Origin of the sequence: Flavobacterium ginsenosidimutans (genome assembly GCF_003254625.1) — a bacterium.
Lineage (GTDB): Bacteria > Bacteroidota > Bacteroidia > Flavobacteriales > Flavobacteriaceae > Flavobacterium > Flavobacterium ginsenosidimutans.
On the sequence record NZ_QJRJ01000063.1, the window covers coordinates 1 to 21622 of the forward strand.

The following is a 21622-nucleotide window of genomic DNA, read 5'->3' on the forward strand; positions in this document are numbered from 1 at the left end:
GCAGGCAGGTTTGAAACTGAAGCTGTTGTTCCCACTTCTGCGTTAGCGCTGTTTTTCCAAGAATAGGCCACGGTTCCAACAGAGTTTGCTACAGTTCCCGCAGTCACAGTTCCGGTGCTAGCTCCGTAGCATGAAGCGTCTGTTTTAGAGGAAGCACCCAAAGCCAAAGCCGCAGAAGGCTGTGTAATAGTGATTGTCAATTTTCCTTGGCATCCATTTGTATCAGTTGCAGTAACCTCATAACTTCCAAATCCTAAATTGCTTAAAGTTTGAGAAGTGCCAGCATAAGCAGATCCATTTTTTTTCCATGAATAGCTATAAGGGGCAACACCGCCAGAAGCATTGTTTACAGTAATAGACCCTGTAGATTGATTAAAACAAGTTACATCTACATGAGAAGCTATTACTTCAGTTACAGTTACAGTACTTTTTGTAACAACAACTGGTTTTATATCGTAACAATTAGAAGCGTTTGTTCCTTTAATGTAATATGTGCCAGGAATCGCGGTTGCATAATTTGCATACGGAATTGTCGCTGCCGAATCTGTCCAATAGGTGTAAGTTAATCCTGATGAACTTCCAGCAGTAATGCTTGTAGCAGTCAAATCTAACGAAGTGGCTGGCGCACAAATAGGAAGCGGATTAGTTATTGTTACTGTAGGTTTCGCATTTACATTAACTACAATAGCTTTTTTAGGACCAATACAAGCGTTTGTTTTTCCTTCGGCTACATAATAAGTAAATTGCCCTGCAGTATCAGTAGAAGGAGTTAACGTTTGCTGTCCTGTTGAATTCGCATTTAGATAATAGTATAATATATATTCCGGTTTACTTGGTACAGCAGTTAATGGAACTGCAGTATCACCAACACAATAATTTAATGGAGTAGTAACTGTCGGCATTGTTGTAATGCTTTCGATAGTTATAGTAAATTGGAAATAACATCCACCAGTAGCTCCAGGAGGAATTGCATAATATGTTGATGTACCAACTGTAGCAGGGAACGGATTGTTAATTGTATATTGCGTTGTTGTTCCAGCAACTACTGGATATGCATTGTAAAATGTAGATCCAGGAGGAAACGAACCTGTTACATCTGTAATTGGTATTGAAGACGCACCATTACAAAAAGTAAAAGCAATAGTAGGCGAAGTTGCCTGACAATTTGCATTAGTATAATTCGTAGAATTTATTGTGGTCTGAAGCGGAGCAGAAATCGCAGTTCCTGTACAGCTTCCAGATGATGTATAACCTAAGATTAAAGCTTTATCAGTTACGGTTACGCCAGAATTAACACCTTTTCCACTCAATGAACCGTTTACTTGAATTACATTGCTGCAATTTGAATTTTTAAGTAAAGCGCAGTTTTCTGTAGATTTTAATTTGAATGTTAATTCTGCTAAAACAGTATTTGGATCAGAAGGAAGTGGTAATGTTCCTATATCCCAAACAATTGACCCATTTGCACCAATTGTAGGTTCATACGTCAAAGCATTTGGTGTAGGAGCAGGAGTGAAATTTACTGTTTTTGCTAAACTTCCGCTTACAAACGTAGCGTTGTACGGGATCGGAATAACAATTTTACTATTTTGTATTGCTTCAGATCCTCTGTTTTTTATTTGAATTTTATAACCAAGTTCTTGACCAGGTAAAACGGTGTATGGACCAGCACCAGCAGCACTTCCATTAATTGTTGTTGCAGTAAGAACACCTTCTATTTCTGGCACATAAGCATCGACTGCCATGACAATAGAGAAGATGGTGTAGGTGTCAATCGTTGATCCGTACTTAAAAGTGGTCGAAGTTTGATTGTTTCCAATAATATCTTTAGCACTGTTTGGAAGATCAAACATACTGATGTCAACTCCTGAATTATTAACCAAATTAGGGTTTCGGGAATTTCCTCCAGTACTGATCGATGAATTAAAGAAATTATTTGCCGTATTTCCTGTTCGGCTTAAACTAAGATAATTGTTGGTATTTAATTTTTGAATTTGAAAATAATCTCCGTCATAATTCACATCACCTTCACCAGCCATAACCCCAAGTTTAATTCCAACAGGGCCTGAGGCTACAGAGTTAAATCCAGAAACTGGAATGCTGTAATTTGCAGTTACTGAATTTTGTACAAAAGCATGACCATCAAAAACAGTTATATCTCTGTTTTTCATATTAGAGTTTTCATAGACTACTACCAAACCCCATCCAGCATATTTTCCAATTGAACCTCCATCAGATCCTTCAGTCGCTGCAATATTAGCTGCGAAGTATTCACCAACTCCATTTGTTCTTACATAGTCTGTAACTTCTGCATAAGCAGTAAACATATTGTTATCGGCATTTGTTGGAAAATAAATATCGGTAGCTGTAAATTCATCATAACTGCTATCAAGCGGACCTTTAAATAAAATTTTTCTTTTATCTAAAGTTTTGGTCACCCCATTTTTAGTAACAGAAAAAGAGTTAGGGCTATTATTTGCATCAGAAACCCTTCCTGTCCAGTACAATCCAGCATAAACGATATTGTAGCAGTTTGTCAATTTTGTTCCGCTATCGTTTAGCAAATCTAAAGTCGCAGAAGAAGAGTTATGCGTTTGATTATCACTATCCTTATCGACATAAACCATTGCATTTGTTCCATTGGTTCTGTCAACAGCATAATTCTGTAAAGTCAAGTTAGTATTCCCCATCATCGTAAAATTCCCTTTAATTTTATAGATAGTTTTTGTAGGAGAATACGAAGAAGTTCTTTCTTTAAACGGTTTTATAACTTGCGCTTTTCCTTCAGTAATGCCAATAACAAGCATCAAAAAGAAATAAAAAACCGCAAAATGTTGAGAGTAGAATTTTTTCATAGTAATGGGTTTTAAATTATCCGCCTATAGAGATTTTATAAATAAGAATATATTTTGAAGAGTCATTTTTAATCAGATTATTAATGACAGAAGGGCTGGTTTCAATTTCTGAAATGATGAAAATGTATTGCAACTTTTCAAAGCCAGAGAAAGAATTTAGATCGATAGATTTATTTAAATCTGATGACTTCTCAATTTTAATCGTGGCAATTTCAATATTGTTTTTTAAAGACACAGAAGTATTTAGACTATTGATTGAGTTCATATCTGTAAATAAGACAGTAGGCTGATCGCCATAAACGTTTATTTCCCCCGACGAAGAATAAACCGCCGACTGTAAATCATACAGAAGATGCTTGACGTGGCTAAGCTTAGAATTCTGACCAGAGTTTTCTAAGTTTGTTAAGTACGAATCCACATTCTCACTTTGAGCAAATGAAAAAGTTGTTATCAAAAAAAACAGCAGGAAAAAAATGCTCTTTTTGAAGATATTTCTTTTCGAGAAAAAAATATACTTACAATTGTTTACAAATTTTACTGCTTTTTCAAGAGTAGATTTAGTTTTCATAACTTAAGATTTTGTTTTAAAGTATTTATGAAATTTTAACAGAATCAAAGTTATATTAGAGTTTTTCTAATTATATTTTTTTATCTGTAACTAACCTAAAAACTCGTTAAAGTGTTCGTTTTTTATTAAAATTTCCGTCGAAAACGATTTTTTTTAACTTTAAAAAGCAAAAAATATCGTCTTAAAATTTTGACTTTTTGTCTAAAATGGAAACTTTTTAAACTGGCTAAATAATTAATAATCAAGTATTTGGTTAAAATTTTACGAAATTGCAAAATATCGATCAAATACTTATTTTATAGATGAAGTACATAAAACACAAATTTTGAAGATTATTTTTTTTTTAACTTTTTGTGTTTTGCGAATAATTCATTCTTGTTAAAATTTAGATATAATGTTAACAGAAATAAAAAATAGAAAAGGTTTAAAATAACTTTTGTAAATTAGAACTTATTTAAAAAAAGAACCTCCAAATCAGGGTTTTAAAAAATTGATGCTTATGAAAAATCTCATTTTAATACGTCATGCCAAATCAAGTTGGGAAGCACCATTAAAAGATTTCGATCGTCCTTTAATGAAGAGAGGAATTTTAGATGCGCATGATGTTTCATTAAATATTTCTAAATATCTTCCAAAGACTTATATTATCTGGAGTAGTACTGCAGCGAGAGCTTCAGAAACGGCTTTGATTTTTGCTCAAAACATTTCTTACCCCATAGAAAGTATCGTTTACAGAGACGATCTTTACACTTTTGACGAAAAACAATTAGAAAAAGTTATCAAATCGTGTGATAATAGTTTTGAAAGCGTTATTCTTTTTGGACATAACGAGGCTATTACAAATTTTGTTAATAAATTTGGGGATGTTTTTATAGAAAATGTTCCAACTTCGGGATTTGTGTCATTGCGATTTGACTCTGACAGCTGGGATGCAATCAATAAAGGCAAAACACATAAAACTATTTTCCCCAAAGATTTAAAATAATAACAGTGTACGAACAGAAATATATCGATAGAGAAAAAAGCTGGTTAGCGTTTAATGCAAGAGTTCTTCAGGAAGCTGGAGATAATACGGTTCCTCTTTTAGACAGACTCCGTTTTGTTGGAATTTTTTCAAACAATTTAGATGAATTTTTTAGAGTTCGGTACGCAGCCATTCGACGATTAAGTCTCTCTGGTATTTCTGGCGAAAAATATTTAGGTGGTATTTCTGCTCATCAATTAATTAAGGATATTACCGAAATCGTAATTCAGCAGCAATCTGAAAGTTTACGTATTTTAGGAAATATCGAAACAGAGCTTGAAGCTGAAAACATCTTTATTATAAACGAAACTCAAATTACCCCAAAACAAGAATGTTTTTTGAAGGACTTTTATAATCAAAAATTAAGTCCAGAATTGGTAACCATTATTTTGAATGATTTAGCTGTTTTTCCAATTCTAAAAGATACATTAGGTTATTTGGCAGTTCGTTTAGAATTGGCTAATGAAGAAGTTCGTTATGCTTTAATCGAAATTCCGAAAACTATAAATCGTTTTGTAGTTCTTCCTTCTGAAGACGAAAAACAATATGTAATCTTAATTGATGATGTTATCCGTTTCAAACTGAAAAACATCTTTAATATATTTGATTATAAGAGTGTTTCGGCACACATGATCAAAATTACTCGTGACGCCCAATTAGACATCGATAGCGATTTGAGTAAAAGTATGCTCGAAAAAATTGCTTCATCGGTAAAAGACCGTAGAATTGGAGAGCCAGTTCGTTTTATTTATGATAGTTTAATTGAAGATGACACGCTTCATTTCTTCTTAGATAAAATGAAAATTGTAGAAACAGATAGTATAATTCCGGGTGGAAGATACCACAATCGTCGTGATTATATGAGTTTTCCAAATTTAGGACGTTACGATTTATTATATAAACCAAACGAACCAATGCCGGTTCCAGGGTTGAGTTTGGAAGGAAGTATTTTAGAAAAAATCTCTAAAAAAGATTATTTAGTTCACGCCCCATACCAATCATTTTCATATTTGACAAAATTTTTGCGTGAAGCAGCTTTAGATCCAAAAGTAACAAGTATTAAAATTACTTTATATCGTTTGGCAAAGAATTCGCAAATTATCAGTTCGCTAATTAATGCTGCCAAAAACGGAAAAAGAGTAGTGGTTCAGATCGAACTTCAAGCGCGTTTTGATGAGGCTTCGAATATTTCGTACGCAGAACAAATGCAGACAGAAGGAATTGAACTTATTTTTGGAATTAAAGGCCTTAAAGTACACAGTAAAATTTGTGTTATAGAAAGATTGGAAGAAGGTAAAAACCGTCGTTACGGATTTATTTCTACCGGAAACTTCAACGAATCAACAGCTAAAATTTATACCGATGTAACACTTTTAACTTGCCATCAAGGTATTTTAAAAGATACATCAAAAATATTTGAGTTTTTTGATATCAATTATAGAGTTCACAGATACAAACATTTAATCGTATCGCCACATTATACAAGAAGCAAATTTATAAAGCTGATTGACCGCGAAATTCTTCATGCTTTGGCTGGCAGAAAAACGCACATAAAATTAAAAATGAATAGTTTGTCTGATTTTAAAATGATCGATAAATTATATGAAGCAAGTAACGCAGGAGTAAAAATCCAACTTCAAGTAAGAGGAATTTGCTCTCTAATTCCAGGAATTCCGGGAATGAGCGAAAACATCGAAGCGATAAGTATCGTTGATAATTATTTAGAACATTCAAGAGTTTATATTTTTGGAAATGCAGGGTTAACCGAAGTTTATATTTCTTCTGCCGATTTCATGACAAGAAATTTAGATGGAAGAGTTGAGGTAACTTGTCCAATTTATGACCTTGAAATTAAAAAAGAATTAATTGATAATTTCAACATTGCTTGGAAAGGAAATGTAAAAGTGAGATATCATTCGTATAAATTAGATAATAAATATAAGCCAAAGAACAATCATGCCCCTTTTAGAGCACAATTTGAGACCTATAAATATTATCAGAATAAAGTAGCAGCGCTAGAAGAGGTTCCTCAAAAAGTAAATTAATAATTAAAACCAATTTCAAATCATAAAGTGAGCATGATTAATATTAGGAAGTTTGCAGCAATAGATATCGGTTCGAATGCCATGAGGCTTTTGATAGCTAACGTTGTAGAACAAGAAGGAAAAGAACCACAGTTTAATAAAAGTTCCCTCGTTCGTGTACCAATTCGTTTAGGACAAGATGCCTTTACGGTTGGAGAAATTTCACCAGAAAATATCGATCGAATGGTTGATGCAATGAAAGCATTCAATCTTTTGATGAAAGTACATAAAGTAGAGCGTTATATGGCATTTGCAACTTCTGCAATGCGCGAAGCATATAATGCTAAAGAAGTTGTGGCTTTAATTAAGAAAAAAGCCGACATAAAAATCGAGATTATTGATGGTAAAAAAGAAGCTGCAATTATCGCTTCAACAGATTTGCATCATTTAATTAAATCTGACGAAACCTATCTTTTTGTCGATGTTGGTGGTGGAAGTACCGAGTTTACATTATTTTCAGATGGAAAAATGATTACTTCACGATCTTTCAAAGCGGGTACAGTTCGTTTATTGAACAACATGGTTCATGATGTAGTTTGGGATGAAATCGAAAAATGGATTAAAACCAACACAGCTGATTATGATGAGGTAACGCTTATAGGTTCTGGAGGAAACATTAACAAATTGTTTAAAATGTCTGGAAAACAGCAGGAAAAACCGCTTTCGTATATTTATGTTAACTCGCAGTACGCATTTTTAAACTCTTTGACTTATGAGCAGAGAATTGCCGAATTAGGTTTAAACTCTGACCGTGCCGACGTAATTATCCACGCAACTCGTATCTATTTGAATGCGATGAAATGGAGTGGAGCACGCCAGATTTATGTTCCAAAAATTGGACTTTCTGATGGTATTGTAAAAGCGATGTATTACGGTAAAATTTAATTTTCTTATTTTTTTATAAATGAATAAAGGTAGGCTTGAAGCTTTTAGTGATGGTGTTTTAGCAATCATTATCACGATTATGATTTTAGAAATTAAAGTCCCTCACGGAAACGAATTCGCTGATTTGAAGCCTTTAATTCCTAAATTTCTAAGCTATGTTTTGAGTTTTATTTATGTTGGAATTTATTGGAACAACCATCACTATTTACTTCATGGTTTATCTAAAGTAAACGGAAAAATACTTTGGAGCAATTTGCATTTGTTGTTCTGGTTATCCCTAATTCCAGTTTCTACAGGTTGGGTTGGAGAACATAATTTTGAAAAAGCGCCTTTAGCATTGTATGGAATTATTTTGCTGGGATGTGCAGTAGCTTATATTATTCTGCAGAAAATGGTTTTAGATGTAGAAGGTATAAATTCGCCTTTACGAAAAGCTATTGGTAAAGATGTAAAAGGTAAAGTTTCTGCAGTTCTGAATGTTATTGGAATTGTTTCCTCATTTTACAATCAATGGATTTCTGGTGCTTGTTATGTTATCGTGGCTTTAATTTGGCTTGTTCCTGATAAAAGAATCGAAAGAGTTTTTTCTTAAATATTGATTTATAATAGTAAAAATGAAAACCGTTTTTCAGTCTGTTCAAGATTTTTCTGAGGAAGAATTAAATCTTTTAGATGATTTAATTACGTTTCGTACGTTGAAAAAAGGAGAACTTCTATTAACTGAAAACCAGATTTGTAATGAAATAGTATTTATAAAAAAAGGAATTCTTCGTTCTTTTTTTATGAATCATAAAGGTGATGAAATCACCAATTGTTTTGCTTTTGAAAATGAATTTATGGCATCTTTTGCCAGTTTTATAACCGAAGAAAAAGCAGAAGAAAATATTCAGGCTCTAACCGAAACAGAATTGCAGATTCTGGATCGGAAAGCTTTGGAAAAGCTTTATAAATCAGGATTCAATTGGCAGGAAACGGGTCGAAAATTGACCGAATTAGAATTTGTAAATCTGCACAAAAGAATGGTTTCTTTTCAGAAATTATCTGGAGCAGAACGTTACGAAGAATTATATCAGAATCATCAAAAATACATACAGTTAATTCCGATGCAATATTTAGCTTCTTATTTAGGAATTACCCCAAGACATTTAAGCCGAATTCGTAAAGCTGTTTTATAAACTTTGAATTTTTGTTTCACGCAGATTTAAAATGATTTAAGTAGATTTTTTTTAATTCTATTTATTCTGATATTAAAATCTGCGCAAATCTTGACAGTCTTCAAAATCTGCTTTATCGGCAAAATCTGCTTGAAAAAAAAGAATAGGACATTTGTCCTATAAAAGAAAATGTACTAATAGTATTTTTGGAAAAACATTGATATGAAAAAAATACTGATTGTAAACGGACATCCAAATGCAGAAAGCTTCAATTTTGGAATTGCAGAATCTTATAAAAATGGAGCCATTGCTTCAGGCGCAAAAGTAGAAACCATTACAATTGCCGATTTAAAATTCAATCCAAATCTTCAATTTGGATATCAAAAACGTACAGATTTAGAACCAGATCTTCTAGAGGCTTGGCAAAAAATACAAAATGCAGAACATCTAGTTTGGATTCATCCCGTTTGGTGGGGCGGACTTCCTGCAATTACAAAAGGTTTTATCGATCGTTTATTTCTTCCTGGAATGGCATTTCAGTATCGCGAAAATTCAGTTTGGTGGGATAAATTACTAAAAGGTAAAACAGCACATATTATTACAACTTTAGATCAGCCAAGCTGGTATTATCGTTTGTTTTTTGGAAGACCTAGCGTGAATCAATTAAAGAAATCTACTTTAGAATTTTGCGGTGTAAAACCGGTTAAAGTAAGTTATATTGGAATTGTAAAAGGTTCTAATGAAGAACAACGAAAAAAATGGCTAGATAAAGTCTATAATTTCGGGTTCAAAAATAAATAATTGGAGTAATTATTTAGTAACACGAAACAGAAAAAAATAGCATAAAAAAGAAAAATTCGTGAATTTGTGGCTATTAAAAAAAAATTAATCCTTCAAATCCAATCCAAATGTAGAACGCAAAAGCTCGATGTTTGGATTGATTTCCAAGAAACGATTGTATCGATCTTGGTTGTTGTAAGTTCTTTTCGTTTCAGCCTGTTCATTTACAATTACTTCAATTGTAATATCGTGATTATGTAAATGGCCTTTTAAATGCCCTAACAAACCATTCATCTGACTTTCAAATTCTAGTTTCGATCCTTCATTTGGCAATTCATAAGAAATTGTTGTTCCGTTCAGAACAGGATCACTAATCAATAGAATCGATTCCATGATCTTGAGACCTTTTTGACCTAAACGTTCGGCATATTTGTTCCAATGAAGACGCATATCGGTTTCGTTAAACTCTTCGGTCGGTAAAACAGAAGATGGCTTAACATACGATTTACTGCTTGCTTCTAATTCTTTTTTCTTACGGATACTGGCAAGAGAAAAAGCTGAAACTTTTGGAGAACCACTTGTATCTATTTTAGGAGTCTCCTGAGCCTGAACTATTGGAGTTTCAGCTGGAGTTTGAACTGTGTTTGGAGTATTTACAACAGCAGTATTAGTAGCATTGCTATTTGCATTTTCTTCCGAACTTGTTTGTGCTTTTGTATTTTGATTTTCTTTGCTTGGACTTACAACTTCAACAATAGAAAAGCTTCCATTTTTATAATAAGTTGGCGGAATTATGAATTGCTCAGCTTTTTTTTTTCTCCATCAAAGTTGATAGAGGCTAATTGCATCAAACATAATTCAACTAAAAGTCGTTGATTCTGACTTAATTTGTATTTTAAATCGCAGTCATTTGCAAGGTCAATTCCTTTCAATAAAAATTCCTGAGAACATTTTTGAGATTGAACCGCATACATTTGCTGAGCTTGTTCTCCAACTTCTAATAAAGCAATAGTCGAAGGAGTTTTACTCACTAATAAATCTCTAAAATGCGATGCTAGACCAGCAATAAAATGATGTCCGTCAAAACCTTTAGCAAGAATATCATTGTATGCTACTAAAAGATCTGGAATTTTATTTTCTAGAATTAAATCGGTAACAGTAATATAAGTTTCGTAATCTAAAACGTTTAGGTTTTCGGTTACGGCTTGACGAGTTAAGTTTGTTCCGCAGTAAGAAACTACACGGTCAAAAATTGACAAAGCATCACGCATTGCACCATCTGCTTTTTGAGCAATAATGTGCAGTGCATCATCTTCAAAAACGATTCCTTGACTTTCAGCAACATCAGCTAAATGTTCTTTAGCATCTTTTACCGTAATTCTTTTGAAATCAAAAATCTGACAGCGAGATAAAATCGTAGGAAGGATTTTGTGTTTTTCTGTTGTTGCTAAAATGAAAATAGCATGTTTTGGCGGTTCTTCTAACGTTTTAAGAAAAGCATTAAAAGCTGCCGAAGACAACATATGGACCTCGTCAATGATATATACTTTGTATTGTCCAGTTTGTGGCGGGATTCGAACCTGATCGATAAGGTTACGAATATCATCAACCGAGTTGTTTGAAGCAGCATCTAGCTCAAAAACGTTAAATGCAAAATCTTCTGTAGGGTCGTCATATCCAGGCTGATTTATTTTTCTAGCCAAGATACGCGCACAAGTAGTTTTACCAACTCCACGCGGTCCTGTAAATAAAAGAGCAGAAGCTAAGTGATTGGTTTCAATAGCATTCAACAAAGTGTTTGTAATGGCTTTTTGTCCCACAACATCCTTAAAGGTCTGCGGGCGATATTTACGTGCCGATACTACAAATTGTTCCATATTCTTTTTTATTCGATAGCAAATATAGTCTGAAAATTACCAAATCACAAATCTGAAAATCATAAAACTTTTAGAAGCTTTTTGAGTAGATTGAGTTTGAGTTCCTAACGTTATATTTTATATAAAAAGACGTTTTTATTTATTCTTTTACTGGAAAACTTATAAAATCCGTAACAATATCATATAATCTTTTGATAGTTAATCTATTTAATTTTAAAAAAGTAATTATTAAAAGAGATTATCATGAAAATCAGATCAATTTTATTAGGAACGGGACTTGCGATTTCTTTAATAGCTTGTGCTCCAAAAGATGCAGAAATTGAAAAAGCAATCAGTGAAAAATTAAACGATACTCCAGAAATTCAAGTTACAGTTCATGAAGGTGTTGCCACTATTACAGGAACTTGTGATGATGAAAATTTCAAAAAAAATATCGAAAAAAGTGTACGAGCAACCAAAGGCGTAAAATCTGTTGTGAACACCTGCGAAATTAAAAGAGCAAATCAAGAGCCAGCCGCAGCTACTGTTGTAATTAATTCAGATACCGATTTGGATAAAGCTGTCAGTAAAGTAGTTGATGCTTATGATGGTGTTAGCGCAACTGTTGTTGGAGGTGTTGTTACACTTTCGGGAGAAATTGCAAAAGATAGATTGCAGCCTTTAATACAAAGTATTCAAGAATTGCATCCCAAGAAAGTAGACAATAAATTAACTATTAAATAGGGCGGTTATGAGTTTGCAAGATAAATACAGAGAGGTAGTAAATTTAGCATCCGAAATTGGAATTGCTAATTTGCAGGTGAGAGAACATGATAATGTGCTCTATATTGATGGTACAGCTAAATCGGCTTCTGATAAGGAAAAACTTTGGAATGCGTACGAAAAAATTGATCCTGAATACAGATCGGCAGATGTTGTAATGAATATTGCAGTTACAGAAGGTGCAACAAAAGAATATATTGTGAAAGGAGGGGATTCGCTATCTAAAATTGCTGCGGCTTACGGTATTTCTTGGAAAGATATTTTTGAAGCGAATAAAGACATTATCTCAAATCCAGACTTGATTAAACCCGGCTGGAAGTTAAAAATACCAACAGCATAATTTTACATATGTTGTGTTATAAAAGTCTGTCTTAATGATGGACTTTTTTGTTGTGATTTTATGTCATTGCAAGGAACAAATTAATTAAGTTAATTATGAATAATTACCAATTTTTGGTAACTTTACATTGTTAAAAGAAAAAGTTATGGGAAGAAATACTTCAATATCGCTTGGAAATCATTTTGAAAACTTCATAGAAAACAGTCTTTCAGACGGAAGATATAAGAATGCTAGTGAAGTTGTTAGGGCAGGATTAAGACTTTTGGAAGAAGAAGAAAGTAAATTGATTGTTTTAAAAAAAGCAATTCAGGATGGAGTTAATAGTGGACGTGCCGAAAATTTTGATCCGAAAGAACAGCTTAAAAGTTTAAGAGCAAAGAGAAAAAATGGCTAAATATTATTTGACAAATAAAGCTGTTGAAGATTTAGCTGATATTTGGAATTATACTTTTGATGAATGGTCAGAAAAACAAGCCGATAAGTATTATTTGTTACTTTTAGATTCTTGTCAGGAAGTTGCTGAAAATCCTAATCTTGGAAAGAAATACGATAATGTTACAGAAAAATTATTGGGTTATAAATCTAATGAACACATTTTATTTTATCAGGTTATTTCAAAAGGAGAAATTGAAATTATAAGAATTCTTCATGGAAGAATGGATTTGAAAAGTAAATTTTGATAATGTTTTATGTCATTCCTAGAAAGGTTTGAATTCCGTTTCCAGGAATGGCATAGATTATTGAATAATTTTTTTGTTCTCATTTTTTTACTTGATTTTCTAACGTCCTCTAATACTTAAATCAAATAAAAATTTTGCTGTCTCCTGATCTGAATCGGCTGAAAAGCCAGCAACATAAACTCCTTTTTTACCAGAAGTCGATTTAATTCCGTATACAACTGCCTCATCTGCCGGGTCCGAATTCCCCTCGTATCGATACACATGTACAATTTCAAATTTTTCAGGATTCTTTTTAATCGCATCAGCATTTCGATTAAAATCGCACGTAAATCCTTTTTCATTCAATTGATCTAAAGCTTTTGAAACAGTTGCGTAATGATACATTCTTTTCATGATAAACTGAATTTATTAATAATAGATTTCTAAAGATAACTATTTTAAAATTAAAAAGTTAGAGTAAAAGTCATAAAATCTGAAATTTAAAATCATTATTGTTAGTTCATAAATCGCTACTTTTGCAGCGCAGACCGCCTTATCGTCGTCCCGATTCATCGGGAGGGAGGAAAGTCCGGACACCATAGAGAAGCATAGCGGGTAACGCCCGTCGGTTCCGAAAGGGATTAGGACAAGTGCAGCAGAAAGTATGTACAGGTAATGCTGTAGTGAAACCAGGTAAACTCTATGCGGTGAAATACCAAGTATATCGGCATTTAAGGGCTTCTCGTTCGTTGCCGAAGGGTAGGTAGATTGAGTCCATCAGTAATGGTGGATCTAGATAAATGATAAGGTATTGTCTTGTTGCAAAACCAGACAAGAACAGAATCCGGCTTACAGGTCTGCATTTTTTATATATTTGTGAAACTATCTAATCATTTTTTCATGAATATAACCACTCCAAATCCTTCTCCTAAAACCAAGAAAAGTCTTTCCCATTCAGTATTGACGAATCTCACTTTTTGGGTTTTAATTGCCATTATTGCTGGCATTTTACTTGGACATTTTTCGCCAGAAAATGGCGTAAAAATGGAATTTCTAGGGAAGAAGTTCATTCAGCTAATTTCCCTTTTTATTGGCCCAATTATTTTCTTGACTATTGTTTTAGGAATTTCAGGAATGGGAAATCTAAAGAAAGTGGGAAGAATTGGCGTTAAAGCTTTGGCTTATTTTGAAGTAGTTTCGACTGTTGCACTGGCAATTGGCGTTGCAGTTGCCTATATTTTTAAACCAGGAAAAATTGATAAATCAGGTTTAACTTTTGGCGATGCTAGTCAATATACAAAAGGTGCTTCTGAACATTTTTCGTGGTTGCAGTTTTTCTTGTCTAATTTTACGTTACAAGTTTTGCTCGCTGCAATTGTCTGCGGAATCGCCTTGAATTTCTATCAAAAAAGAGAACAGACCATTTTGGTTTTAGAGCGATTTTCGAAAGTCGTTTTTACGGCTTTAAAATATGTAATGTATCTGGCGCCAATTGGAGCTTTTGGCGGAATGGCCTATACAATTGGTAAATTTGGTTTAGCAACTTTAATTCCGTTAGGAAAATTGATGCTTTGCGTTTATTTGACGATGGCACTTTTTGTGTTTCTTGTTTTAGGAAGTATTTTGAGATATTATAAAATCAGTATTTTTTCGATTTTAAAATATATAAAAGAAGAACTTTTATTGGTTTTAGGAACTTCATCTTCTGAAGCGGCTTTACCAAGTATTATGGTCAAACTGGAAAGAATGGGTTGCAGTAAATCGGTTGTAGGATTGGTGATTCCAACAGGTTATTCTTTTAACCTCGATGGAACTTCGATTTATCTTTCGATGTCGGTACTTTTCATCGCGCAATTGTATGATGTGCATTTAAGTTTTTTTGAAATTCTAACTGTAATCGGAATTTTGATGATTACTTCGAAAGGTGCGGCAGGAGTTACAGGAAGCGGATTTATTGTTTTAGCTTCGACTTTAACAGCGTTACATAAAATACCAGTTGAAGGTTTGGCGTTCTTATTGGGAGTTGATAAATTTATGAGCGAAGCCAGAGCGATTACCAATTTGATTGGAAATACTGTGGCGACAATCATCATTTCGAAAACAGAAAGAGATTTTACAGAATTAAACTTGAATCCAGTTTTGGAGGAATAGTTTTTTAGCCACGAAGACACAAAGACACTAAGTTTTTGTTTTTCCTTTGGGCTTAAAATTACTTTACTAGATCCAAAAAAACTTTACGACTTAGCGCCTTCGTGGCATTAATTAAATTATCATGAAAACAAGAATAGGAATTTTAGGGCTTGGTGGTGTAGGAGGTTACTTCGGTGGACTTTTAGCGAAAGCATATAAAAACATTGATAATGTAGAGATTATTTTTATTGCACGTGGCGAAACACAAAAAGCCATTACAGAAAGCGGATTGAAAATTGTTACGGACGAAACCGAAACAGTTGTTTTTCCAGATTTGGTTTCTAATAATCCAGAAGAAATTGGAATTTTAGATTATTTGATTTGCGCTACCAAAACATACGATATTGAAGAAAGTTTGACTTCTTTAAAAGATTGTGTAAAAGCGGAAACAGTATTTCTGCCATTATATAATGGTGTCGATGCACAAGAAAGAATTAAAAAAATATTTCCTAAAAATGAAGTGCTTCAGGGCTGTGTTTATATCGTTTCGATGATTTTTTCACCAGGAACAATACGTAAGATTGGTTTTTACGAAAAAGTATTTTTTGGATCAAAAACGACTCCTTTTGCCGTTTTAGAAGAATTGCATATTATTTTTGAAAAAGCAAAAATAGAAAGCTACTTGGTTGAAAATATTGAAGAAACCGTTTGGGAAAAGTTCATTTTTATTTCTGCATTAGCTTCTGCCACTTCTTACTTGAATCAGAATATTGGACAGATTTTAAGTAATTCTGAATCTAAAGTAACGTATATAGAATTGCTTCACGAAATTGAAGATGTAGCGAGAGCGAAAGGCTTAAAACTGCCACATGATATTGTTGCTCAATCTGTTGTAAAATTGGAAAAATCGCCAAAAGAAGCAACATCATCTATGCACAGGGATTTACTTGCAGGAAAGAATACAGAAGTAATTTCGCTTACACAATTTGTAGTAAACGAAGGAAAAAAGTATGGATTAAAAACACCGCTTTACGAAAAAATTGCTGCAATTTTAATGAAGTAATACAAATGCAAAACACATAGAAACATAAAACTAAATTATTTGAAAAGCTTGCTTTCAGACTTGGTAATTTGATTGCCAATTTAAGTGAAACGACTTTTCAATTATAAGTTTATATCTCTATGTGTTTCTAAAATGTTTAGGTCTAAGATTCGTCTTTTGTTGTACGTACCAAACTAATTCCAGAAGTAAAAAATACGATTCCTAATATTCCGTAAATAATTAATGATTTTATATCTCTGGTTTCGCCCGATGTATCAGCAAAAATCACGGCCGTATAAATAAGTCCTACAATTCCGAGAATCGTTAATAATCCTCCGAAAAATCTTTTTAGGTTCATGATTGTTAGATTTAAAAGTTTATAACAAAGTTATACTCTAGAACCTTACATGTTGTTATACAATTGTTTATGAAAATTATATGATTTCAAGGATAGAATTGTAAGAAAATAAAACTGAGTTTGAGAATTTCGCATGGTTTAATTGTTATTTTTGCCTCAACTAACCAATTGATATAATGACAAAAAACTACTTTTTATTACTCTTATTTATTATTCCATTTAGCGCAGTTCAAGCGCAAGAAGAAGCTCCAGTTTCCGTTGCTAAAAATCAATTTAAAATCAATTTGCTATTTCCTGGTTTCGTTTATGAACACGGATTTTCAGAAAAAAACACACTTTATTCTGAGGTTGCTTTGGGTATAGGCTATAGTTACAATGACTATTATGGAGAATCAAATACTTATATTGCTCCATTAATTACAGAACAATTTCGCCATTATTATAATTTACAAAAAAGAGCAAATAAAGGTAAAAGAACAGAGCGCAATTCTGGAAATTATTTAGCATTAAATGCTACTTACTATTTCAAACCTCTTACAGGGAATTCAGAGCATTTTAATTATGTCCCCTCAACTGCAGTTGCGGTGCTTTGGGGATTGCAACGTACTTATAAAGGAAGATTTAATTTAGAATTTAGTGTTGGTCCCGGAGTTCAATTTGACAAATACGAAACTCAATTTATTCCTGCCGGAAACTTTACTTTAGGTTGGGTAATTGGAAAATAATTCTCCTATTAAAATAGAAAAACCTTGACGAATCAAGGTTTTTCTATTTTAAATTCTAAGCCAATATTGCGAACACTTTCGATCTTAATTTTTGGATCAGAATTGAAATATTTTCTAAGCCTGCTGATAAAAACATCCATACTTCGACCTGAGAAATAATCGTCTTTTTTCCATACCGACATTAAAATTTGATCTCTTTTTAATAACTGATTGTGATTTAGATATAAATACTCAATAAGAGAAGCTTCCATTTCTGTAAGTTGCTGAACGTGATTTTTATTATTAAGCGTTAATCGTTCATTATCAAAAATATACGAACCAATTTCAATTATATTATTTCCTTCTAAACTTCTTTTTTGATCAATTCTTTTTAAAATATTCTGTAAACGAAGAACCAATTCATCAACTTCAAAAGGTTTCGCAATATAATCGTCTGCGCCAAGTTTCAAGCCAATGATTTTGTCTTCTTTTAACTTTCTTGCAGTTAGAAAAATAAAGGGAATTTCGGGATTGATGGTAATTATTTTTTCGGCCAATGAAAACCCATCCATTTTGGGCATCATTACATCAAAAATACAAATATCAAAAGTCTGGTTTTTAAAATAGTCTAAAGCTATTTCGCCATTTTCTGCCCAGATTACTTCAAATTGATGCAGTTCTAAATATTGTTTTAAAATCGCGGCAAAATCAAAATCGTCTTCGGCTAAAAGTAATCTTTTCAAAATAAGGGAATTAAACTTTTAATAAAATAGTAAACTGAGTTCCTTTTCCTAAATCGCTAATAACGCTAATAGAACCTTGGTGCGCTTTTACGATTTGGTTAACATAATACAAACCTAATCCTAAGCCTTTTGTATTGTGAAGATTTCCTTGTTCTACACGATAAAATTTCTCAAAAAGAAGCGATTGTTTGTTTTTAGCAATACCAATTCCATCATCTTCAATGCTAATAGAAAATTGGTTTTCTACGATTTTAGTTTTTACTGTAATCGTGTTCGAACCATATTTTACAGCATTTTCTAAGACATTTAAGAAAGCCGTTGTCAAATGAAATTTGTCTAAAACCAAAATAGTTTTCTCCGTTTGAAAATCGGTTTTTAGGTTGATTTTAGGAAAAGTAATTTTAAAATCATTTATAATAGAAAGCATAAAATTTTCTATTTCGATTTTTTCTTTTTGCAATTCAATTTCATTTTCAGCCAAAGAATTTGCCATAACTTGATCAATCAAATTCTGAAGACGATTGTTCTGACGTGAAATGGTATTGACAATCGCATTGAAATTTTCGTCATTATCACGAATGTTTTTTTGCTCTAAAATCTTTGTTGAGATTCCTAAAGTTGCCAAAGGCGTTTTAAGTTCGTGTGTTATATTATTGATAAAATCGGTTTTAACATCGCTCACTTTTTTTTGTTTAATTAATCCTTTTATCGCAATTATAAAAAGACTAATCAAGGTTGTAATAGAGATAAGGGATAAAATCAAAATAATTGTCATTCGTCTTAAAATGATTATTTCCCAATCGATAACCGAAACATACATCGAATCTTCAGTCAATAATTGATATTCTTGATTTTCAAAAGTTCCGTTTGTCGTTCCAACATAATTTCGAACCAAAAAAGCTTGATTTAAAGAAGCTAAATTTCCATAAAGCTTGTTTTTTATAAATGGCTTTTCAGAGAAAATAGTGTCTACTTTTTGAGTGCTTTTATAAAGAATAAATTTGTTGAGTACAATTGCAAAATCAATTTTGAAATTTGGCAAATCCCTTTCAAATCTCCGCTGAATTTCCTTCGTTAAAGCCCTTTGAAAATCATTTTTTAAAACACCATTTTTTACGTTCAATTTGGTGTTTTTACCTTTCATATAATTTTCAGAAAGGCTTTTGTATAACGCTTCTTTTTTAGAAACTAAAACAGAATCGATATCACTGTAATCATTGGTAATCTGCGCAATTTCATTTTTGATTTGTGTATGAAACTGTGCCACTTTGTAGTCATAAGTGGTTTTTACCAAATAGCATTGCACAGCCGTCAGTACAATTAATGCGACAATAGAAAATGCGATTAGTAAATTGATTTTTTGTTTCATATTCATCTGAAAATCTGTTTCAAAAATACAGCTTTTAGGCAACAAATAGCAGATTAACCTTGCATTAACCTACGATTAACTTTCAGAAGCAGGTTTTCAAAGCATTTTTGCAGCAATGCTAACCATTATCAATTTTAAAATGAATATTTATCTGCCATTAAAACTGCTTGTTGCAATTTTACTTTTTTTCCTTTCATTTATAGCAAATGCTCAAAATGAAACTCCCAAAGATTCGATTTCGAATCAATTAAATGAAGTTGTAATCAGTCAGGAGAAAAAAACATTTACAAACTCACACGGAAATATAAAAGTTGATGTTGCCAATTCGGTTTACAGTACAATTCCAAATCCTATTGATTTGCTTTCAAAACTTCCATCGGTTCAAGTAAGTACAGATCGTGAAAGTATTTCGATTGTTGGAAAAGGAAATCCGCTGATTTATATTGACGGGCAAAAAGCAACTATAAACGATTTGAATGCTTTGACAGTCGCCGATATTAAAACAGTTGAAATTATTAAAAATCCGTCTTCAAAATATGAAGCCGAAGGCCGCGCAGTGATTTTAGTCACAAGAAAATTAAGTAAAAAAGACAGCTTTAAAACTGAAATTTCTGAGGTGGCATCTTTTAAAAGAAATTACAATAATTATTTAGGTTTTAATTCCAGTTTTAAAAAAGGCAAATTAGAATGGAAAGCCAATTTCAATTATAATAAATTGAATCCTTGGGAAAATCATACTTTAGAATATGAGATTCCAAAAGCTTCGATTGTTTCTAATTATGATGTAATGGCAAATACAAAACGCAATCAATATGTTTTTGGAGGTGGCGTGTTTTACAAAATTAAAGAGGAAGATTATTTCTCAATTAATGTAAATGGAAAACTCCAAAATGATACTTTCGACATCAATACTTTTACGTACAATAAAAATCAAAATGAGGAAAACAATGTTTTTACTCTAAGTGATAATGCAAGTAAAAAGGATTTTGTAAATGCTTTTATGAATTATTCTAAAAAGATTAAATCGATTGATACACAGTTTTTTGCTGGTTTTCAATATTCAAAGTTTAATCAGCATTTAGAAAGTTTAGTGGCCAATAATTATAATGAAACCAATTTTGAATTGTCGCAAAACCGTGATCAGAAATTTAATGTTGATGTTTTTTCGGGAAGAATTGATTTGGAGAAAAAGTTTAAAAATGAAATGAATCTGGAATACGGCGGATTATATTTGAAAGCGAAATCAAAGTCTGATGCGACGATTTTTGATTTTGAAAAAGATGAAATTACAGTTTCAAATTATGATTTTAAAGAAGAAAATTTGGCGGCATATATTCAGTTTTCGGGAAAACTAAAAAAGATCGATTTTTCATTTGGATTAAGAACTGAAAATACGAATGTGTATTCAAAGTTTAGAACAGAAGTTTCTCCTTCAATTGATAAAAATTACACTAATTTATTTCCTAAAGCCGATTTTACATTTTCTATAGACAGTACAAAAAGCATCAATGTAAATTATGCGAAAAGCATTGAGAGGCCAAAATATTCTTCGTTAAGCCAAATAGCAACTTACATCAATCCGTATTTTTTGTATGGAAGCAGTATAAATTTAGGTCCGGCATTTGTGGATGAAGTTTCGAGTTCATTTCAATACCACGACAAAACTTTAAAATTGAGTTATTTTCAAACCAAAAACGTGACCAATCCGAGTTTTATCTTTAATGAAGAAACAAATGTGCTGATGATTACTGATATTAATTTTAAGAGAGAAACTGGTTTTACAATAGATTTATCACTTCCATTTACCTATAAATTCTGGACGACAACGAATAATTTGGTTTTTGTAAAAAGTAAGGTTGAAGATGATACAGCGGTTTTACATCCTTCAAAACCATATTTATATTATTACTCCAATAATACATTTAAATTACCTAAAGATTTTACTTTCGTTTTATCTTTTTGGGGAATGACAAAACAAAACGATGGAATTTTTGAACGAAAAGCCAATTTTATAGTCGATTTGTCGCTGGCAAAAGCATTTGGCAAAAACTGGAATTGTACTTTAAATTACAATGATGTTTTTAAAACCACGAGTTATACCGATAGTTTTACGGTAAACAATATAAATTCGAAGTTTAAATATTTGGTCGATGCAAATGAGATTTCGATTGCAATTCGTTATTCTTTTGGGAAAGTAAAAGATTCCGAGTTTAAAGAAAAAAGCGTTAATGATAGTGAAAATAGGATTAGATAAAAAGTAAGTTAATTCCTTCTTTTTTTGGAATGAT

Annotated in this window: 22 protein-coding genes and 1 other RNA gene; 15 read left to right on the plus strand and 8 right to left on the minus strand. The window is 32.3% G+C overall.

Translation table 11 applies throughout. From position 1 onward, the window contains the following. Positions 1-2855: SprB repeat-containing protein (locus DM444_RS01780; protein ID WP_162614901.1), on the minus strand; the 2855-nt coding region annotated here is incomplete at its 3' end. Between the two features lie 16 nt (positions 2856-2871). After that, the gene (locus DM444_RS01785) at positions 2872-3273 is read right to left on the minus strand and encodes a hypothetical protein (RefSeq protein ID WP_162614902.1); all 402 of its coding nucleotides are present in this window, start codon (positions 3271-3273) and stop codon (positions 2872-2874) included. A gap of 649 nt (positions 3274-3922) precedes the next feature. On the opposite strand from DM444_RS01785, the gene DM444_RS01790 reads away from it, so the two are divergent. From DM444_RS01790 to DM444_RS01815, 6 genes are all read left to right on the plus strand, one after another. After that, on the plus strand, positions 3923-4408 hold the full coding sequence (locus DM444_RS01790) for a SixA phosphatase family protein (RefSeq protein WP_111283496.1): 486 nt from the start codon (positions 3923-3925) through the stop codon (positions 4406-4408). A gap of 5 nt (positions 4409-4413) precedes the next feature. After that, entirely contained in the window at positions 4414-6492 is a 2079-nt protein-coding gene (ppk1, locus tag DM444_RS01795; protein WP_162614903.1) for a polyphosphate kinase 1, read from the plus strand. A gap of 33 nt (positions 6493-6525) precedes the next feature. After that, positions 6526-7416, plus strand: a complete 891-nt coding sequence (locus DM444_RS01800; protein WP_008467933.1) for a Ppx/GppA phosphatase family protein — start codon at positions 6526-6528, stop codon at positions 7414-7416. A gap of 19 nt (positions 7417-7435) precedes the next feature. Further along, positions 7436-8008: a TMEM175 family protein gene (locus tag DM444_RS01805; protein ID WP_111283426.1), complete on the plus strand. Its 573-nt coding sequence runs from the start codon at positions 7436-7438 to the stop codon at positions 8006-8008. 22 nt (positions 8009-8030) lie between these two features. Next, positions 8031-8591, plus strand: a complete 561-nt coding sequence (locus tag DM444_RS01810; RefSeq protein WP_111283428.1) for a Crp/Fnr family transcriptional regulator — start codon at positions 8031-8033, stop codon at positions 8589-8591. Positions 8592-8792: 201 nt separating this feature from the next. Beyond that, complete coding sequence (locus DM444_RS01815) at positions 8793-9371, plus strand: NAD(P)H-dependent oxidoreductase (RefSeq protein WP_111283430.1); 579 nt, start codon at positions 8793-8795, stop codon at positions 9369-9371. 84 nt (positions 9372-9455) lie between these two features. On the opposite strand, the gene DM444_RS01820 is transcribed toward DM444_RS01815, so the two are convergent. Then, on the minus strand, positions 9456-9743 hold the full coding sequence (locus DM444_RS01820; protein WP_239455556.1) for a DNA polymerase III: 288 nt from the start codon (positions 9741-9743) through the stop codon (positions 9456-9458). Between the two features lie 398 nt (positions 9744-10141). After that, positions 10142-11227, minus strand: coding sequence for a DNA polymerase III subunit gamma/tau (dnaX, locus tag DM444_RS01825; protein WP_111283434.1), 1086 nt, complete (start codon positions 11225-11227; stop codon positions 10142-10144). Between the two features lie 243 nt (positions 11228-11470). Between dnaX and DM444_RS01830 the strand changes: the two genes are divergently transcribed. The 4 genes from DM444_RS01830 to DM444_RS01845 all read left to right on the plus strand — a co-directional run bounded on the left by DM444_RS01830 (position 11471) and on the right by DM444_RS01845 (position 13009). Continuing rightward, entirely contained in the window at positions 11471-11950 is a 480-nt protein-coding gene (locus DM444_RS01830; protein ID WP_111283436.1) for a BON domain-containing protein, read from the plus strand. Between the two features lie 7 nt (positions 11951-11957). Beyond that, the gene (locus tag DM444_RS01835; protein ID WP_111283438.1) at positions 11958-12329 is read left to right on the plus strand and encodes a LysM peptidoglycan-binding domain-containing protein; all 372 of its coding nucleotides are present in this window, start codon (positions 11958-11960) and stop codon (positions 12327-12329) included. Positions 12330-12474: 145 nt separating this feature from the next. Continuing rightward, positions 12475-12723: a type II toxin-antitoxin system ParD family antitoxin gene (locus tag DM444_RS01840; RefSeq protein WP_111283498.1), complete on the plus strand. Its 249-nt coding sequence runs from the start codon at positions 12475-12477 to the stop codon at positions 12721-12723. Beyond that, entirely contained in the window at positions 12716-13009 is a 294-nt protein-coding gene (locus tag DM444_RS01845; RefSeq protein WP_111283440.1) for a type II toxin-antitoxin system RelE/ParE family toxin, read from the plus strand. The genes DM444_RS01840 and DM444_RS01845 overlap by 8 nt, the downstream gene beginning before the upstream one ends. Positions 13010-13108: 99 nt before the next feature. Here DM444_RS01845 and DM444_RS01850 read toward each other — a convergent pair whose 3' ends face one another. Then, positions 13109-13402 (minus strand): SH3 domain-containing protein, encoded by a 294-nt coding sequence (locus DM444_RS01850; protein WP_111283442.1) that lies wholly within the window; start codon positions 13400-13402, stop codon positions 13109-13111. Positions 13403-13528: 126 nt separating this feature from the next. Here DM444_RS01850 and rnpB point away from each other — a divergent pair. From rnpB to DM444_RS01865, 3 genes are all read left to right on the plus strand, one after another. Then, an RNA gene (rnpB, locus tag DM444_RS01855) (RNase P RNA component class A) lies at positions 13529-13856 on the plus strand. A gap of 32 nt (positions 13857-13888) precedes the next feature. After that, complete coding sequence (locus DM444_RS01860) at positions 13889-15139, plus strand: cation:dicarboxylate symporter family transporter (RefSeq protein ID WP_111283444.1); 1251 nt, start codon at positions 13889-13891, stop codon at positions 15137-15139. Between the two features lie 121 nt (positions 15140-15260). Continuing rightward, positions 15261-16181, plus strand: coding sequence for a ketopantoate reductase family protein (locus DM444_RS01865; protein WP_111283446.1), 921 nt, complete (start codon positions 15261-15263; stop codon positions 16179-16181). A gap of 142 nt (positions 16182-16323) precedes the next feature. Here the strand turns inward: DM444_RS01865 and DM444_RS01870 are convergent, their stop codons facing one another. Continuing rightward, positions 16324-16518: a hypothetical protein gene (locus DM444_RS01870; RefSeq protein WP_111283448.1), complete on the minus strand. Its 195-nt coding sequence runs from the start codon at positions 16516-16518 to the stop codon at positions 16324-16326. 176 nt (positions 16519-16694) lie between these two features. Here DM444_RS01870 and DM444_RS01875 point away from each other — a divergent pair, with 176 nt between their 5' ends. Further along, the gene (locus tag DM444_RS01875) at positions 16695-17243 is read left to right on the plus strand and encodes a hypothetical protein (RefSeq protein ID WP_111283450.1); all 549 of its coding nucleotides are present in this window, start codon (positions 16695-16697) and stop codon (positions 17241-17243) included. Positions 17244-17275: 32 nt separating this feature from the next. Here DM444_RS01875 and DM444_RS01880 read toward each other — a convergent pair whose 3' ends face one another. Both DM444_RS01880 and DM444_RS01885 read right to left on the minus strand, forming a co-directional pair. Continuing rightward, positions 17276-17965 (minus strand): response regulator transcription factor, encoded by a 690-nt coding sequence (locus DM444_RS01880; RefSeq protein ID WP_111283452.1) that lies wholly within the window; start codon positions 17963-17965, stop codon positions 17276-17278. Positions 17966-17975: 10 nt separating this feature from the next. Beyond that, positions 17976-19340 carry a sensor histidine kinase gene (locus DM444_RS01885; RefSeq protein ID WP_239455557.1) on the minus strand — a complete coding sequence of 455 codons (1365 nt, stop codon included), beginning with the start codon at positions 19338-19340 and terminating at the stop codon, positions 17976-17978. 133 nt (positions 19341-19473) lie between these two features. Between DM444_RS01885 and DM444_RS01890 the strand changes: the two genes are divergently transcribed. Beyond that, on the plus strand, positions 19474-21588 hold the full coding sequence (locus DM444_RS01890) for a TonB-dependent receptor domain-containing protein (protein ID WP_111283456.1): 2115 nt from the start codon (positions 19474-19476) through the stop codon (positions 21586-21588). Positions 21589-21622 lie beyond the last annotated feature (34 nt).